Below are 16,890 nucleotides of genomic sequence, written 5' to 3' on the forward strand. Positions count from 1 at the left end.
AGAAATAATAAATCTTTACATTTTCAGGATAAATATCATGGGTGATTGTGTAATGAAATTTAATAAATACTATTTAATTGTAAAATTTTTGTTTAAAATAGAAAGAGTGTTTCTATATAAAATTTGAATTAGGTTTTTTAATAAAGAGGTGAAGTTATGTCTAGTCATTCATTTGAATTTATCCAAAATTTGAATCCTGACTTATCTCAGTTAGGAATGATTATTGACAAAATTTTCTATGCGGATCCGCATGGAGTGTTAGTTAAAGGAAGGTTATTCGCAGAGCAGTTGTCAAAAGATGTAGTAAAACGTGAAGCGGGATTAGAGAACCTTCTTTATGTAAGACAAGTTGAAAGAATTGACGGATTAGAAAAAGAAGGATTATTAACAAATGAGATTGCTAAATCATTCGACTCCATACGTTATTTAGGAAATCAAGCTTCACATAAGAATAGTAATTTTGACCTGGAAACAGCATTAAAAATGCATAAGAACTTATTCAAAGTGGCTGTTTGGTATATGGAAGTTTATGGTGACTATGAATTCGTGCCACCTAACTATCAGCATCCTTTATTTAAGGAAAAAGGTTTTAGTAATGAAGAACTAGATGAATTAATAGATAAGAAATTGTCTAATCAGCTTAAAGGATTTCTAGATTTAAATAATAGAAAAATCAGATTGAATACTATATCAGATATAGATATTGAAAATAGAAATTCTAAAGAAGATACTCATCAAACCTTAGAAAAAAAGGCGAAAATTAGTGGAAATGTATTACATGGTAGTAGCTTAATTTATGAGTTATCAAAATTAAAGGAATCTTCTCAAGAAGCTGTGGAAAACGAAAAATCATTTAGTTCTTTTAAAACATATCTTCATGTAGAGCGTCCAATTCAAAACAACATGTATGAAGCTTTAAAGACCTCTGAGAAAAGTAATGTATGCCAGTTGATAATACTAGGTGGAAGTGTTGGTGACGGTAAGTCACATTTACTTGCTTATATGAATAACACATACCCCGAAATGATGAAGAAGTTCACTATTCATAATGATGCAACGGAAAGCTTTAATCCTACAAAAAACTCATTAGATACTTTAGATGAGGTTTTAAAGCCTTTTTCAGATGATTACATTGATAATTCAATTGATAAACAAGTGTTAGCGATTAACTTAGGTGTACTGCATAATTTCCTAGAATCAAATTATGCAAAAGAAAGTTATACAAAATTAAGTGAATTTATTAATAAATCTGATGTGTTTAATTCAAACAGCATATCTAAAGATGTTACAGATGAAAATTTCCATTTAATTAGTTTTAGTGACTTCCACACGTTTGAGATTACAAATCAAGGTCCTAAGTCGACATATTTTAAAGAACTTTTCAACCGTATTACTTCTGAATCAGAGCTTAATCCATTTTATCAAGCTTATATAAAAGATCTCGAAAATGGATATAAAGGTCATGTTATGACAAACTATCAGCTTTTTAAGAGAGGAGAAGTACAAGAAAAAATATCTCAATTGTTAATTCAGGCCCTAATCAAACATAAATTAATTATTTCAACAAGGGCTCTTTTAAATTTCATATACGATATCATTGTTCCAGCAAATTTAGAAGATAATTTGGTCTTTTCTTCCGTAATTGATGAGACGGAATTTTTACTTCCAAACTTGCTTTTTGGTAGTAAAGACCGATCTCTTTTACTACAAGTACTTTCTAAATTAGATCCAATTCATGTTCGATCAAAAGAAATAGATCAATTATTGATTGAGTTAAATAACAGTCACAATGTATCAGATGTTTTTAAATCACAAATAACATCAAATGGTATTGAAGTTTGGATCGATTCTCTAGAAGAGCTAGGACCTTTTTATGAACTCAGCTCTGCAACAAGAAAAATATTAAATGTATCAATGATTCGGATGGGCTGGTGCCTTTCATCAAATTTAGAACATGTATTCTCTGACTCAGTATATAAAAGTTATATGACATCTCTATATGCATTTAATACAGGAGACCGTTCAGGACTAATATCTATATATAGAGATACTCTAAAAGCTATTTTTGAGTGGAAAGGTCAACCAAAGAAAAATACTTCATACATTTATTTAGATGACACTGCAGAAACGATGAAAATTGCTCAATCATTACAACTAAAGCCATATATAAAACATCTTCAAGTAGACGTAGATGATGTGCTTAATCGTTTTAAAAAGACGTTAGTGATAGGGTTTCAAGATCAACAAGAAACATTTTTTGAACTACTTGAGATAGATTACCCACTATATGAGAAAATTTTAAAAGTTTTAGATGGATACCGTCCTAATAAAAAGGACAAAGATGATGCTATTCAATTTGTTGAGTTTATTGATAAGTTAATGAAACTTGGAAGTAGAAAAGAACAATTACTTATCCATCATTCTAATGAAAATTTGAACTTTAAATTAGAGTATGATTCATTCTTTGGACAATTTACATTCACGAGGGAGTAACTATGGATTATAATCAAAATCTAATTGAATTAAGACGGTATTTAGGAGTTAAACCAGATAAAAAAGGATTGACTCATAATATAAATAAACATGCTCCTTATTTTCCATTTCCGACTAGAGCTTCGGAGCGTGCTAGGTTCGCCAGGGGTTTCGATGGTGTAGTAGGGGAGTTCACTAGACTTGTCAGTAATCATTCATTAAAGGAAAAAATTGAAATCGAAGATATCATTAAGGGAATTAGTGATAAAGTACAAATGGATATTCATGATACACCCTATTTTCAAAGATTAATGAAATTGTATCTTGCTGACAATCATTCGTCTATGAAAGTCTTCCATCCACATATTTTTCAATATTTTCAAAGGACAGAAGGAGATGAAGGAAAAGGTGAAGCAGAAATAGCTCTATTACTTAGGGATATTTATATTAAAAGTAATGAATCCATTCGGTCAATGTTTGCAAAAGGAAATTCTGATCATGTAATATCAAAATTGATACTAGATCAGCTTGATTATTTAGTAGTAAAAGAAAAAGCTAATAAATATGTTGGTAAATTACCTCATATTACAGACCTGTTTAATGAAGATATTTCATATTTAGCTAAATATCCTGAATATTTTACTGTCAACTTAAGTCTTTTCTTATCATATTATTATTTCTTTTACATTTCACAGCTTTCATTAAAGCTTAGTCAAAAGTTTATTGCAGATTCTTCTAAAGTGAATGAACTGTTTTATATGTTGGATTGGGAAGGTCCAGGTAAAAGTAGGAAAAGCTATACTAAAGGATATAATTTGATAAAAGATTCTTTAAGAAATTTACTTATACAGGTAAATACACTAGAACATGTGAATTCTCTTCAAGGTACACATGGTTTATCCTATCCAGAGTTGGTAGATTTTTATAATGGAATTTCAGTTATTGAACAAACAGAGTTAAGTAATGTATTAACTAATTGGATACTTGAATATAGAGGTTTAATGGAATTGGAGCAGATAAAAGAGTTACCAGAAAAATATGACGAATTAATCATTTCTTTATACAACAGTATTGAAGAAGTTCATACAAAATTACCAACTAAACAAGGAACAAAGAGTAGGTATTCATTATCTTTAGAACAAATTGGGAAAAAATACTTCCTTAAAACAAGGGGTTCTTTGGGTTATATGTTAAATATAAAACAAGAATTATTATTGTTAATTACAACTGTTGTGGTAAAGGATGAAAGAAAGTCTTTAAAATCGGTATTTGAAGGACTAGAAAAAAGAGGTCTTTTTTTTGATAGATACTCAAAGGAAGGCATAGTTGAACTTTATGATAAATTAAATCTATTGGATAAAAAGAGTGATAGTGGAGATGCCCAATATGTTAAACCAATTTTATAATTATTTATCTGACAAGCTAATTCAATTTTTCCAAGGACAATCTTTAGAAGGTGGAGAACGATACTACCTTCAATTTGAAGATGAAAAACAGGTCTCAGATTTATATAAAGTCTTAAAAACGAAAGACATTGCAGCGGATTTTGATTATCAACATAAATTAGGTTCTCCATATTCTACATTTTCACTGAATTTTGGTGAATTTAGAGTAGTAGTAGCTGCTACAATAGAGAATGTTACACCTGACTTTCTTGTGACTTTACGAAATGAAGTCGGAGAACAAAAAGATAAATGGTCTAAAACGGCACTTCTTAGTATTTGTCATGAAACTCTTGATAGTATTCGAGGTGGGAGTAGTGATCTGCAAAAAGAAGGATTGCCCTTCCATGTAAAATCTATCACAAAGAATTTAAAAAAAGAAATTGAAAACTCAATATTATCAAAATCAGAAAAAGAGGTTGCTCAGTTTTATTTGAATCAAAAATTAGAAGACATGATATTGCAACCAGCTCTTTGGGATTTTGCAGAAGTATTGGCATTGTTATCTCAAGGTAAGATAAAAAAAGAAGATTATCCAAATCTAGGTGTCTTCTATGATGAAAACCTTGAGCAGTATACTCCATCTCAAATTCGAAAAAGATTACAAGAAAACCACGAGTTTTTTGAAAAGATTCAGCATTTCCATGAATATGAAAACTTAAGTCAACAACTTGAAAAGCTCTTCGATGAGAGAGGAGTTACACGACTTAAGAAAGAGGATTGGAAGGAAGAATCCTTTGTCTTTATTAAAGAATCAAATGAACGTAACCAGCCTGTAAGAAAACCTTTAGGGTATATTGGATCTAATAAAACAATAACTAAGGATAACCTTATATACTGGGACAAGGCTCAACAAGAAACGAAATCTGGATTACGGAAACGTCATATTATCATTTTTAATCCTGAAAAATATGAAGGTATTGAAATAGATTTTGAATTCGATCAGACGTTGAAAAAAGAGTTTATTCATATTAAAAATCGTGATATCTGTACAGTTTCTGGTAAGAAATTAAAATTGAATATACCGACTAATAAAGATGAAGTAACGTTCCAAAAAGTAGTTTATACACATGAAAATGATTCGAAATCAAAGTATGAGTTTCATATTGCAATTGTAGGATGTGTATCTGAGGTATTACAAGGAATCAAAACCTATTACGAAATTAATGTAAAAGAAAAACAAATTATCATTAACAACAAAGGTGAAGCTATTGTTTTCGGTCAAAATATTGAGTCCCCTACTGAGATTGTTTTAGATGAGGATGACCTGACTGTAGCTGTATCATCTCATATGGAAGGTATTAAAATATCTTCTTTATCACCTGCCTGGGGTGATGGAATTTTAAGTTTTTATTTAGCATTAAATGATACCAAAATCCCTTTTGTTGCAAAGGACTTAATAATACGATCAGCACCAGTGTTAGGAAAAAGAATTTGGAAGCTAAAGAGGGAATATCAAGCACATTTTCAATATGTAAATAAAAAGCTTCAGCAAGGGACAAGAGAATATTATCCTCGAGACGAATTCAAAGAGTTCTTAGAATATGAACAACTTTGGATTCAAAATGGTTATAAATTTGCTTTAAAATCAATTAGTGGTTTAGAGGAAATTCCTTTGGAACTACCAGTTAATCTATTGAATGCTTATTTATCTTTAGTCTCTTTTTATCGCGAAAATAATCTTTTACCAAGCTTAGCTTATATGGACCAGACACTTTTACAACTGTCAAGGGAATATCTCCAGGCGTTTAACGATGAAATTTCATCCATTGAAGAGAATAAAATTCCTAGCGATAATCAATTATCCATTTTGAAGCTAGGTACAGTAGAAGAAACTGGTCAAATTCTACTTACACCATTGCATCCTATTAACGTGGCCTATCAAGTTGCAATTAACGAACATATAGGAAACGAAGAAATTGAAACTCACATATTGGATAGATTACAGCCGCATAACTTACTTCCATATATGTACGGTAATAACGATGAATTGTTTCGTCCTTTAATGGTGAGTGACGCTTGGGAATGGACTACATATCAACCTGTTAAGAAGGTTGCGGTGGGTCAGTCAAATGAATTTTTGGCTAAAGTGATTGAAGAAAAAGTTATTCAATTTGTTGATCATTTTAATTATCTTTTTGTTCCTGAAGCGAAATCACCGCTTAAAATAAATGTTATTCAAATTTCAAATGATGAGGAAGTATTAAAAGGATTTATTAATTATTTGAAAAAACAAATTGAAAAAAATGGACCACAAAAAGTGGTTCCAATTGAAGTTGCTTTATTTAATGGAGTGGATGTAATTAGTTCTTTTGAACAATTTTCACTTCTTGACGATGTAAATGAGGTTCAGGACAAGTATAAAATATCGTTTGAATCAAAAAACATAGATCCGGTCGACTTACTTAGGATTATTAGAGAAAAAATTCATTATTACAAATTAAGTGACGAGGGTGAATATCAATACGCTCATATATCATTCTATAAAATGAACACTCAAGATGCAGAAGCGAAAGATAATATGGATGAGATAGAGACTGGTTTATCCTTGAATGGTTTATTATCATCTGTAACTTCTGTAGCGGGAAGAAAAGATTATCGAACGGGTTTTGGAACCAAAAATGTACTGTTAAATGAAAATTTATTAATAAAAACTGCCAAAAGTATAAATGAGTTGGCTTCTAACCTTGAAAAGGGCGGAGTAAATCCTTATTTAAAAAATAAAAGTATTGTTACGAGAACTTCTGCGATGAGGGAAGAAGTACTAGATAAGTTATATGACTCGTCTTATTGGGTTACTTTTATTGATCCTAACGTTGGATTAGATTTTTTCCAGAAATCAAAGAGAGAGTTACTCGTCATTCATTATAGTGATCAGTTTAATTCATCAGATCAATATGTGGCAATAACTGTAACCGATAAAGCCAATCAATATAGAAATGTAATAAAACAATATTTACAGGAAAATAAAGTTACAGCAAGAAATGAAAATATAGATGACGCTATTCGAGCATTTAATACTATAAATGGAGAATGGTTATTACGAGTTATTGGAAGTAAAGGACATTTCTCTAGAGAGAAAGTGAGTATTATTTCAGCTATTAAATACTCTTTAAGTTATTTCTATCATCCTAATATTGTCTGGGTACCAATATCGCTCGAAGAAATATTGCGCGTTTCTGGAGCAGTGAAATTAAGCAAAAGTGAAGGCGTTTTTACCGCAAAAAACCTAGGAGTGAAAGGGTCTCATAGCGATGATTTACTGCTTATTGGTTTAGAAATAACAGATGAGGATAAACTCTATCTGCATTATTATCCTATTGAAGTGAAAATAGGAATTAATCAAGATTCCGTGATTACTAAAGCAAAAGACCAAATAAGAAAGACAAAATATTTATTAGATAAAGAACTTAGAAAAACAGATGAAGAAGGAAAACGTGTATTTACAAATAAGTTCTTCAGAAACTTTTTTATTCAGCTGTTTTTAGCGAATTCTCAAAAATTTATTATGAATAACATTTGGCCAGAGAGCTCATATAAGGTTATAGATAAAGTAAAAGCTCGGTTATTAAATGATGATTACGAGGTAGGACATCATTTAACACCTTATATAGGAAATGGAGCCGTATTATCTTTTAGAAAAGAGGCTACTTGGAGATCTTCCAAGATTGAAGAAAATGTCCTAATATTAGAGCTTACTGAAGAAGATGCATACACTGGTGTTGTTGAAGAAATTGAAGTAATTAAAGGAAGAATTCAATCTGGAAATACAGATATTCGAAAATCTATTTTGCTGTCTAATAGACATAGTGATGGGGTTATTGATGAAGATTATGATGATTCATTATCAACTTTGGAGACGGATAAACCTTCCAGTAAAGAAGATGATAATGAGTTTTTACCCACAGATAAAATTGAAGGTAATGACAAACCTATTAATAAAGACGTGGTTGAAATTGAAATACCAATAATAAAACCAAAGCCGAGCAAAGAATTATCAAAAGTAAGAGTTTTATTAGGAAATGCTGAGGGTTCTACTAAAGATGTATATTGGGAATATGGACATCCACAATTAGCAAATAGACATATTCTTATATCTGGAAAATCTGGACAAGGTAAATCCTATTTTATTCAATGTATGTTAATGGAATTATGTTCACAAGGTATATCTAGCATTATTTTTGATTATACCGATGGATTTAAAAAATCCAAACTTGAGCCAGAATTTAAGGAACAATTAGGCGATAAAATAGAACAATTTCTTGTTGCACGTGATAAGTTCCCTATCAATCCTTTTAAGCGGAATCAAAAAGAATTGGATGAAGATGAATATATTCAGGAAGACTTTTCAGATGTTGCAGAAAGAATGAAAAGTGTTTTGGCTTCTATTTATAAGGATTTAGGAATTCAACAACAAAATGCAATTTATCAGGCAATTATGCGTGGAATGAGTAAACACGGCGATAACATGAATCTTGAGAAACTACGCGAGGAATTAGACCAGGATACATCAGGGCCTGCTAAAACTGCACTTTCTCAGCTGAATCCTATGATAGACAAAAATCCATTTAATCATATTAAACAATATGATTGGGCTGAATTAGAGGAAAAACAAGGAAAAGTATTTATTATCCAACTAGCTGGATTTACTCGTGATGTTCAACTTATGATAACAGAATTTATATTATGGGATTTATGGTACTACAAGCTGCAATATGGTAGACAGAACATACCATTACCAGTAATTCTAGACGAAGCCCAAAATCTAGATCATGGTGAAAAATCACCAAGTGCCAAAGTTTTGACAGAAGGTCGTAAATTCGGTTGGTCAGGATGGTATGCTACTCAGTTCTTAAAAGGGTTGCTTTCCACAGATGAAATTTCAAGACTGCAAATGGCGAGCCATAAAATCTATTTCGCACCACCAGACTCAGAAATAAGCAGCATTGCTTCTGTACTATCTCATGATGCAAATTCCCGAAAAGAATGGGAAAAGGCTTTAGCTTCGTTACATAAAGGCCAGTGTATTTCCTACGGTCCAATGTTAATGGAGGATAAATCTTTGAAACAGGTTAAGCCGATAATAATTGATATTGCTACATTAACAGAAAGAATAAAAAGAATGAACCCTTAATAAAAAATATTGGAGCTGAAAAATTTTCAGCTCCATTTTTATTTAAATTTCTCAACGACTTTTTTGATTTTATACTAAATGCTAAATAAGGCGAACGATTTACCTTCAAGATAGAGGTAACTTTTTGTTGTAAAGATAAGTTATTTAACTGGGTTATACGATTTTATTAAGCCATACCTATTTGACCAATCGTAAATATAATCTTTAATTTCTTTTACCCGAATATTTGCACTGCACTTACCGTCTCTCTTACCTATCATTGAATTCATTTTCATAACTTCCTGTATTAGTCCTAGATATTCATCATACTCATAACTATCGTTATATCCCGGATTTAACCAATGTAAATAAATGAAATAGTCTTTATTTGCAAAGAATTTTAATGTATCGATAGCGCTTTTTTTATACTGTATCGAACATAGTACAATATTGGGATCATACCCTACTTGAATAATATCTTCAACTTTCTTTTCACGTTCCTGAGAAGAACCATTTATAAGAAAAACTTTTGTAAACGCTCCTGTTTGCAATTTCAAATCTCTTTCAGACTTCTGTGTTGTCCTAATATTCGGATCGTTAAATAATGTTTTCCATGTTTCGGATTTTCCAGAGTTTCTATTTCCAAGAACTGCAATAAGTAACCTTTCATTCATTTCTCCACCTCCTAAAAATTCTATCTAAATATAATATATTTTATTTTTGTGAAAACAGTCCTGCGATTTTGTTTTATCTTTTAAAATCTTTTACCTTTTTCAATCATCCGGATTCAAAATCGCCAAAACCTCATGATCCTCCCACTTCCCATTAATCATCACATTCTTTCTCGCAAGTCCTTCTTTATGAAATCCTGCTTTCTCCAGTACGCGAATAGAACCAATGTTGTGTGGCATGACGCCGGCTTCGATGCGGTGGAGTTTGAGTTCTTCAAAGGCATAGTTAACAATAAGTTTGACTGCTTGGGTTGTGTAGCCTTTTCCGTTGTGAGCCTTGTCCAGGAAATAGCCTAGGACGGCGCTTTGGAGTGAACTCCGCATGACTTGGAAGAGGCCGATGGTGCCGAGCAAGCGATTGTCCTCATTTAGGTAGATGCCGAATTGATATTCGGTGTCTTCTTTGTTTTTTTGTTCGTATTCTTGGATCATGCTGCGCTGAGTTTCCAGGGTGTAGAAATCAGGTGTGCGGATCATAGAGAATTGTTCAAAGAACTCGCGGTTTTTGAGCTGCAGCTGAAGTCTTTCTTCTGCATCCTCAACTGTAAAAGGTCTTATATGAATGGTTTCATTTTTTAACATCAAATCATCCCCTCTCTCTTAATTGTACCGAATTATAAAGGATAAACAAGATAGGAAGTGGAATATGATGGATGGAATTGTTTTAAAAGTCAGGGAGTGATGAACATAAATGTTGAGATAAGAAGACCAGGAATGGAAGATATGGACGAGCTGAATCTTTTTTTCAGTAAAGTCATTAGGGATACATTTGATAAAGAAGGTTTATCGGAACTACTTGACGATATGAAAGAGGAAATTGAATGTAAGAAACGATATTTGAAAACCGATCTGGAAAGCGATGGGGGGAATCGATATTTTTTAATCGCTTTAGATGAAAATGAGTTTGTCGGTTCAATTGAATATGGTCCTGTGAGTAAATTGATTGTTACTTGCACAGAGGGCGCGTTGAGAGAAGGAGTTGAGGTAGGGACCGTTTTTGTTCATCCGGATTATCAAAGACGAGGTTTAGGTTCGCTGCTTTTGAATTTAATGCTTCTTACCCTGCAGAATAGAGGAATCAACGAGTTTTGTTTGGATAGTGGATACAAAAATGCCCAAAAGGTATGGAGGAAGAAGCTTGGTGAACCTGATTATTTGCTTAAAGATTATTGGGGAGAAGGAAGTGATCATATGATTTGGAAAAGAAACCTGAATGATATGTCTCTGCTGTTTCATTTATAAAAAATTTTATGAATCTTAACAAGGAAAACTTTTGATAAGGAAGAATAGTACGTAGTGGAGGTGGCATCCATGAATTATTATTTTGAGGCAGAGGAACGGTCTGAGATTCTTGAAAATTTAACAGATGATCAGCGGTCGTATTTACTTGAACGGTTAAAGCGCGGAAAACGGACTCTTTTTTCAAATGAGCTGGCAATAAGCAAGGGGACGTATAGTGGTTCAGACCAGGAGCTTGACCGGGAAATAAATGACTGGGAGTTTATTGAACTGCTTGATGGCGGTTTGGGGAATCGTCCGTTTCGCTGTGAGTGCGGCATGCCACTGAGGTATCAGTATATTGTGAAGAATACAGAGACTGGCGAGATCAAGAAATTTGGAAAAAATCATTTTGAATTTCATACCGGGATTCCGGCATCCGTTGTGAAGGATATTATCAAAGGATTTACGCAGATTGATTTTGAACTGGATGAAATGCTCTATAAAGTGATAAATGGCTGGGATAGGAAGGTTCTTGCGGAGGCTAAGGCGATGAATATTGAATTTCCAGAAGAGATTCAGGACCTCATTAAGCTCGACCTGCCTTTGTTAGATCGACAGATTAATAGACTTTATCGAATGATTCAAAAGGAGAAAGGTGCTCGACGCAAGGCATTGCGTCAGCCTGAAGCGGCTAAGGCGATTACAAGAGCTGCTCCAAAGAGGTTAAACGTGATTCCTAAGGTAAGTTCTCCTTTAGGGGAGGAAATGCATCAAGCAATCATTCGTTTAATTGAAAACATTGGAACGATAAGTGTGCTGGAGGTGTGCAGCGAGATTAATCAGTACAGCCATCCTTTTAAAGGATTTTATGACTCTGGAAAACCGAAGTCGTTTGTCTATGTGGCAATGGTGTTGGATCAATTGGTGGATCAGGGAGTCTGTCAATTAGATGGTAAGACGTTTGAAGATCGGTGGTATTCAGTGAAATGAGGCAAGAGGTAATTGGAAAATGAAATTTTGCTTAAGAGATTAGCTGAAATAAAAGGGCTTAGGCTTAACAAACATAATAAAAGTGAACTATTTAATGGTGAATGCATCATAAAGAAACCCCATCATAGAAGAAAAAATGTAATTGGTGATATTTCCCCAACTGGCAGAAGCTTTATATTATACCATAACGGCAAATGGAAATCCAAGAACAAACTTGGCATTCATACCGTTGAAGAAGCCATTGACTGGATCAAGAGGGATATTGATTTTTTGAGTAAATAAATAGGAATGTAGGTGACAAATTCATGTACCAGCCAAAAGCATTCGGAACGTTTCTGAAAAAGAAGAATCACATTTTCCGGCAGTCTGCCTACCTTCAATGGGGAGAGAGTGAAAAGTCGATCGGCAGTTTTCTGCTGCTGAACCCTGGAAGTGCAAGTCATGATGCTGTAAAGGATTTGTGTGATGGAGAAAGTGTTTTCGCACAGGTTTCCCTGGATCCAACTATGAAACAAGTAGTGAAATTGGTTGAAGCTTTCTATCATCTTGAGCCTCTAAATGGAAGAATTTATTTATATAATTTGTTCACACTTCAGAACACGAGGGACACTGTGGCCATTGCCCACATGGAGTATTTGGGCGGAAGAGGGATGGTTCTTCCTTCAGATATGCAAGTGCCGCTGAGTGAGCTGAAAAAGAATCCGTGGATTTGCATCGGGTGGGGAGTAAATAATAAGAGTACATACACATTTTTAAAGCAGCTGAAAAGCAGCTGGCTGGAGCAAATAGAACGTGCGGGCATTCCTTCGTTTGGGAAGAAAAATCAAAATGGCGATTATTATCATGTATGTCCTCAATTAACTGCGCAAAGGCATGCAATAATTGAAGAGCTTAGGCAATTATTCGTGCAGGAGGTTAAACCTCAAGAGCTATTTGATATCATTGAGTTCGCGGTCGCTGCAACTCGTCCTAATCTATACCTTGGTCCATTTACAACTTATTTCGATGAAAATGAAGGGTGGGCGATTTCAAGAGACAATCCTGAACGTGTTATTCAAAGCTTTTCACAGCTGAAGATTCGAAAAGGGTATAAATTGAGAGCCTACCAATATACAGCTGGGGGAAATGGAAATTCTGCCGTCTACGCCATTCCGTATGACCGGGAACTGCCTCCGCCTGAAGAATGTATGTATTCAGATGAGCATAGTTTGGAGCACCCGAAACCGGATTTTGCCTATGATCAGGTCATGATGGCAGTAGACGGGGATTATTCGCCGCTATCCTACTTGCAGGCAGCCATTGCTTATCATGAAATCGGGGAATTTGGCGCGCTGTGGCACGGGTGCTATTGGAGTGCCGGCGATATTTTGCCTATAGATGAGGACGAATACAAAGTGGCAAACAGCGTAGTAGATTACTTGTATACACTTGGTGATTGGAATGAATTTAAAACCATTCCGCCTTCACTCAGACCGGTTTTCTTCTATGAAAATGAAAGGCCGACTGTTGTCTTCTACACGAAGAACGATGTAGGCATGGTCAAACTGAGCCGGTATACACATACGTTTGAAAAAGACAGTTATGTTCAGAAAGTAGAGTGTGAGGATTTGGCTTTTGCGGGGTTGGGGATTATTTTTTAGCATGAAAAAGGGACATGAATCGAGAGTTCATGTCCCTGTGATTTATTTTACCGCTTCAAAGATTTCGTCTACACTTCCAAACTCCCAGATCCCGGTCACAACAAGTCCGTCATCAGTTTCTCCAAATCCAACACCAATAATTCCATCTGCTAATTCTATTGCATCAACTGCTTCACCTGGATACATACCGTTCTCAATGAAAATCGATTCATAAAACTGAAAATCACCAGTTTGAGAACCTTCTAATAAAAACGTAGTATATTCGTCGTAATTCATACCGGTGTAAATATAGCTTGTGAATTCATCATATGGCATGAACGTACTCTTCACCTCTGACTCTGTTTCACCGTAGTCGAATTCTTCTTCCATTTCAGCCGTTTCCTCTTCTTCAGCAGGTACTACTTCGACTTCTTCTACTAATTCAGCTGGCTCTTCTTTCTCGATAGGTGCTTTCTCTGCTTCAATTGGTTCAACCGTTTCTTGCTCCTCAACAGTCTCTGTCGTTTTTTCTGATACATCAGCCGTTTCTTTTTCTTCTTCAACGACTTCATCAATAGCAGCTTCTTTTGTGTCTGCAGGTTCTGATTCAGGTTTACTGCAGCCAACAAGACATAAGAGAATAAATATGAACATTACTCTATTTTTCAAAATAAATAATCCCCTTCAATAAAATAGTATATATGGCACGAAATAACATTATAGCATGTGAGTATTAGAGTGAGTAACTTGTTTTTTTAGAAATAAACTATGTCAAATGATTCATATATACTGATTATTCCTGTGCTATGATAGAATTGGAAATTTATGAGAAGAGAGGGGCGATTGTTTCTGAATGCAGTTTATGAAGCTGACACTCTGATTTCTGCGATGGAAGACCGTGCAAAAAAATATGAAAATCTAAGAGAGCAGCTCATTGTACTAAAAAAGGCATTCTACCAAGTCTCTCATTTAGGTGATGAGTTTCAGGGAGCAGGCGCAGAAGCGATCAAACACTTTTACCAAGAACATGCGGCAATCGTGGATGAATGGCTTACCTTTATTGAGATGCAGAGTGCTTTTTTTCAAGGAGTGGCAGCGGATGCCGCAGAGTCAAAGTTATCCGGGTATACATATGTGGATATAGATTTTTTGGAAAGAGATTTAGTCAATGGCTATCGGAGATCAAAGGATATGGTCTCTGATCAAAAGCAGGAGCTGACCAGCATTTTAAGCAGCATCAGCGACCTCGTCGACCTTCAGCCATTTGATACCGGCACATTCGACGCACACTTGGACAAAGCTGAAAAAGAAAGAAAAAACACTATTGACAAAGTTGATGCATTGACTGAAAAATTTACCTATGAGTATCAGCAATCCGAGGCCATTCAAAATCACATTAAGAGCCGTTTTGAAGCATTAAATCACGCAACACGACGAGGCGGACAGGCATCACCAATCTATTTCGATGCAAAGGCTTATCATAATAGTTCCGCCTGCAAAATGAAAGACAGCGTCCAGCATCAGGCGAAATCCTATCTTTCTTTTAAAAAGGAGCAAGCTGAAAAGCGTAAGATTGAGAAGCTGCAGAAAGAGCTGGAGACGCCGAATCTATCTTTAGATGAGTATTTGAAGATTGCAGAGGATCTTGGGGAAGAGAATTTGACGGCGGAGCAGAAGCTAGCGGTTGATCAATTAAAGGAAGCTAGGAATCGAGGAGAAGCATCTAAAGGAATAGGGAAAGGATTATTGGAATATACAGTGGATACCGCAATGAGTCTTTGGTATCTCAAGCATTGTCCTATGGAAGTGGCATACTCCACGACAGTCGCCCTAATGAATCCAGTCGATACCCTTGTCGCAACCTTGGATGCTCTTCGGAATTCGTTTCAAAAAGAAGTCATAAATGGAGATTGCTATTCCCGATCACGCTGGATTACCTATGCGACAGCATCTGTGGCAACATCTATTTTTATAACGAGAGGAACAGATAAAGCTGTAAAAATAGGGATGACAGCTGGTAAAAAAGAGCTAAAGGATCTTGCCGGTAAAACAGCTACAGGGATAAAGGAGTTTGGCAATGATTTACGTTACCAGCCACAAGATTATCAGCCGGTTGGGGCAGGTGGTGGCGGATTATATGTTGATGTAGATATACCTGTTAATGTGATTAATACTGGGAAGTTGTATGATCATATTAATACTCAGGTTGAGAGTTATTTGTTTTATAAGGGTATAGATAAACCTCTCCTACCAGAAGAAGGAAAAGTTGGAACATATGAAGATTTAATAGATGCTGGAATACGTGGAGATAACATTACACCACATCATATGCCGTCTGCAAAATATATGAAAACAAAAGCAGGTGTACATAAAAATGATGGAGTAAGCATGAATATGGAACAACCTCATCCAGGAAAAGGAGGTAGACACCGTCAAACTAAAACATATGGAATGACTGGTGAAAAACTAGAAGATTATCTCAACCTTCAACCGCGTGATGCTTTAACACGTGATATTATTGATGCAAGAAACATTTATATAAAAGGAGGGCTTTATACTCCTAAGATACGTTCAGGGTTATTGGAAGTAATAAACTTAAATAAAACAAAGTATCCAGATATGTTTGAAAATAATAGGAGGTAGGCTTAATTGGACATTTCAGTCGAACTTATTGAATTAAAGAATAATCGTTTGTTAAGAGATGAGAATGAAGTAGAAAAATTTGAGCAGTCAATAGAAAATATTTTAGAGATGAAGGATGTTAATCATATAGAAATATTGTGTCAAGGGTTTGATGATTTAACAGAAAACGATGAAATAATGTTTGGGCTAATACATGCTATTGAGTCATATGATAACATTGTTGATTCTGAAGTATCTTTGAAAATATTGGCAAATTCTATTCCTAATATGCTTCCTCATGCTAAGGAATGGTTAAAGATACTGCACAAGAGGATATTAAATCATGAGCCTTCCCTAAATATTTATAAAAAAATTATACCCACATTGTACAAAGATGTTCAAGACTATATTGTTTCTCAATTAACTAGTATTAAAGAAAAGAACCCAAGTCGATTTGAAAAAAGTGTAAATTTAATATTAGATTACTTAAAATAATTTCACAACCTTGATAGGCTAAATGCCTTTCAAGGTTTTTTAGTAGTAGGGAGTTTTTCTTTAGGAAAAAGATATTTTTGAAAAGAATTTACTTAGAGGCTATCTGAGATCAAAGGATATTGTCTCTGATCAAAGATAGAATATTACATATATCTCCAATTTGTTTCTACGCCTAACCGTATCAC

At 34.4% G+C, this 16,890-nt stretch carries 12 protein-coding genes; 9 read left to right on the plus strand and 3 right to left on the minus strand.

Annotated features, from left to right (window positions below):
- Positions 1-156: 156 nt before the first annotated feature.
- From dptF to dptH, 3 genes are read left to right on the plus strand one after another with little or no spacing between them, the layout of a single operon-like run.
- Positions 157-2,493, plus strand: a complete 2,337-nt coding sequence (dptF, locus tag LIT25_06840) for a DNA phosphorothioation-dependent restriction protein DptF (protein ID USK35046.1) — start codon at positions 157-159, stop codon at positions 2,491-2,493.
- Positions 2,494-2,495: 2 nt separating this feature from the next.
- The gene (gene dptG / locus LIT25_06845; protein USK35047.1) at positions 2,496-3,878 is read left to right on the plus strand and encodes a DNA phosphorothioation-dependent restriction protein DptG; all 1,383 of its coding nucleotides are present in this window, start codon (positions 2,496-2,498) and stop codon (positions 3,876-3,878) included.
- On the plus strand, positions 3,859-9,048 hold the full coding sequence (gene dptH / locus LIT25_06850; GenBank protein USK35048.1) for a DNA phosphorothioation-dependent restriction protein DptH: 5,190 nt from the start codon (positions 3,859-3,861) through the stop codon (positions 9,046-9,048). The genes dptG and dptH overlap by 20 nt, the downstream gene beginning before the upstream one ends.
- 140 nt (positions 9,049-9,188) lie before the next feature.
- Here the strand turns inward: dptH and LIT25_06855 are convergent, their stop codons facing one another.
- Together LIT25_06855 and LIT25_06860 are read right to left on the minus strand one after the other, a co-directional pair.
- Positions 9,189-9,701: a hypothetical protein gene (locus LIT25_06855; GenBank protein ID USK35049.1), complete on the minus strand. Its 513-nt coding sequence runs from the start codon at positions 9,699-9,701 to the stop codon at positions 9,189-9,191.
- A 99-nt stretch (positions 9,702-9,800) separates the two neighbouring features.
- Entirely contained in the window at positions 9,801-10,340 is a 540-nt protein-coding gene (locus LIT25_06860; GenBank protein ID USK35050.1) for a GNAT family N-acetyltransferase, read from the minus strand.
- 99 nt (positions 10,341-10,439) lie between these two features.
- On the opposite strand from LIT25_06860, the gene LIT25_06865 reads away from it, so the two are divergent.
- From LIT25_06865 to LIT25_06880, 4 genes are all read left to right on the plus strand, one after another.
- The gene (locus LIT25_06865) at positions 10,440-11,000 is read left to right on the plus strand and encodes a GNAT family N-acetyltransferase (GenBank protein ID USK35051.1); all 561 of its coding nucleotides are present in this window, start codon (positions 10,440-10,442) and stop codon (positions 10,998-11,000) included.
- A 69-nt stretch (positions 11,001-11,069) separates the two neighbouring features.
- The gene (locus tag LIT25_06870; GenBank protein ID USK35052.1) at positions 11,070-11,969 is read left to right on the plus strand and encodes a hypothetical protein; all 900 of its coding nucleotides are present in this window, start codon (positions 11,070-11,072) and stop codon (positions 11,967-11,969) included.
- Positions 11,970-11,981: 12 nt separating this feature from the next.
- Positions 11,982-12,251, plus strand: a complete 270-nt coding sequence (locus tag LIT25_06875; GenBank protein USK35053.1) for a hypothetical protein — start codon at positions 11,982-11,984, stop codon at positions 12,249-12,251.
- 23 nt (positions 12,252-12,274) lie between these two features.
- Complete coding sequence (locus tag LIT25_06880; protein USK35054.1) at positions 12,275-13,609, plus strand: hypothetical protein; 1,335 nt, start codon at positions 12,275-12,277, stop codon at positions 13,607-13,609.
- Positions 13,610-13,651: 42 nt separating this feature from the next.
- Here the strand turns inward: LIT25_06880 and LIT25_06885 are convergent, their stop codons facing one another.
- A complete protein-coding gene (locus tag LIT25_06885) occupies positions 13,652-14,257 on the minus strand; it encodes a hypothetical protein (protein ID USK35055.1) in 606 nt (201 codons plus the stop codon).
- A 174-nt stretch (positions 14,258-14,431) separates the two neighbouring features.
- Here LIT25_06885 and LIT25_06890 point away from each other — a divergent pair, with 174 nt between their 5' ends.
- Positions 14,432-16,231 carry a hypothetical protein gene (locus LIT25_06890; GenBank protein USK35056.1) on the plus strand — a complete coding sequence of 600 codons (1,800 nt, stop codon included), beginning with the start codon at positions 14,432-14,434 and terminating at the stop codon, positions 16,229-16,231.
- A 6-nt stretch (positions 16,232-16,237) separates the two neighbouring features.
- On the plus strand, positions 16,238-16,705 hold the full coding sequence (locus LIT25_06895) for an immunity 30 family protein (protein USK35057.1): 468 nt from the start codon (positions 16,238-16,240) through the stop codon (positions 16,703-16,705).
- The last annotated feature ends 185 nt before the right edge of the window (positions 16,706-16,890 follow it).

The sequence above is a fragment of the Bacillus sp. F19 genome, assembly GCA_023823795.1.
In the GTDB taxonomy this organism is placed as follows: Bacteria; Bacillota; Bacilli; order Bacillales; family Bacillaceae; genus Bacillus_P.

Coding starts and splice junctions, on each gene's coding strand:
- dptF (USK35046.1), top strand. CDS start 157: ATGTCTAGTCATTCATTTGAATTTATCCAAAATTTGAATCCTGACTTA.
- dptG (USK35047.1), top strand. CDS start 2,496: ATGGATTATAATCAAAATCTAATTGAATTAAGACGGTATTTAGGAGTT.
- dptH (USK35048.1), top strand. CDS start 3,859: ATGTTAAACCAATTTTATAATTATTTATCTGACAAGCTAATTCAATTT.
- LIT25_06855 (USK35049.1), bottom strand. CDS start 9,701: ATGAATGAAAGGTTACTTATTGCAGTTCTTGGAAATAGAAACTCTGGA.
- LIT25_06860 (USK35050.1), bottom strand. CDS start 10,340: ATGTTAAAAAATGAAACCATTCATATAAGACCTTTTACAGTTGAGGAT.
- LIT25_06865 (USK35051.1), top strand. CDS start 10,440: ATGAACATAAATGTTGAGATAAGAAGACCAGGAATGGAAGATATGGAC.
- LIT25_06870 (USK35052.1), top strand. CDS start 11,070: ATGAATTATTATTTTGAGGCAGAGGAACGGTCTGAGATTCTTGAAAAT.
- LIT25_06880 (USK35054.1), top strand. CDS start 12,275: ATGTACCAGCCAAAAGCATTCGGAACGTTTCTGAAAAAGAAGAATCAC.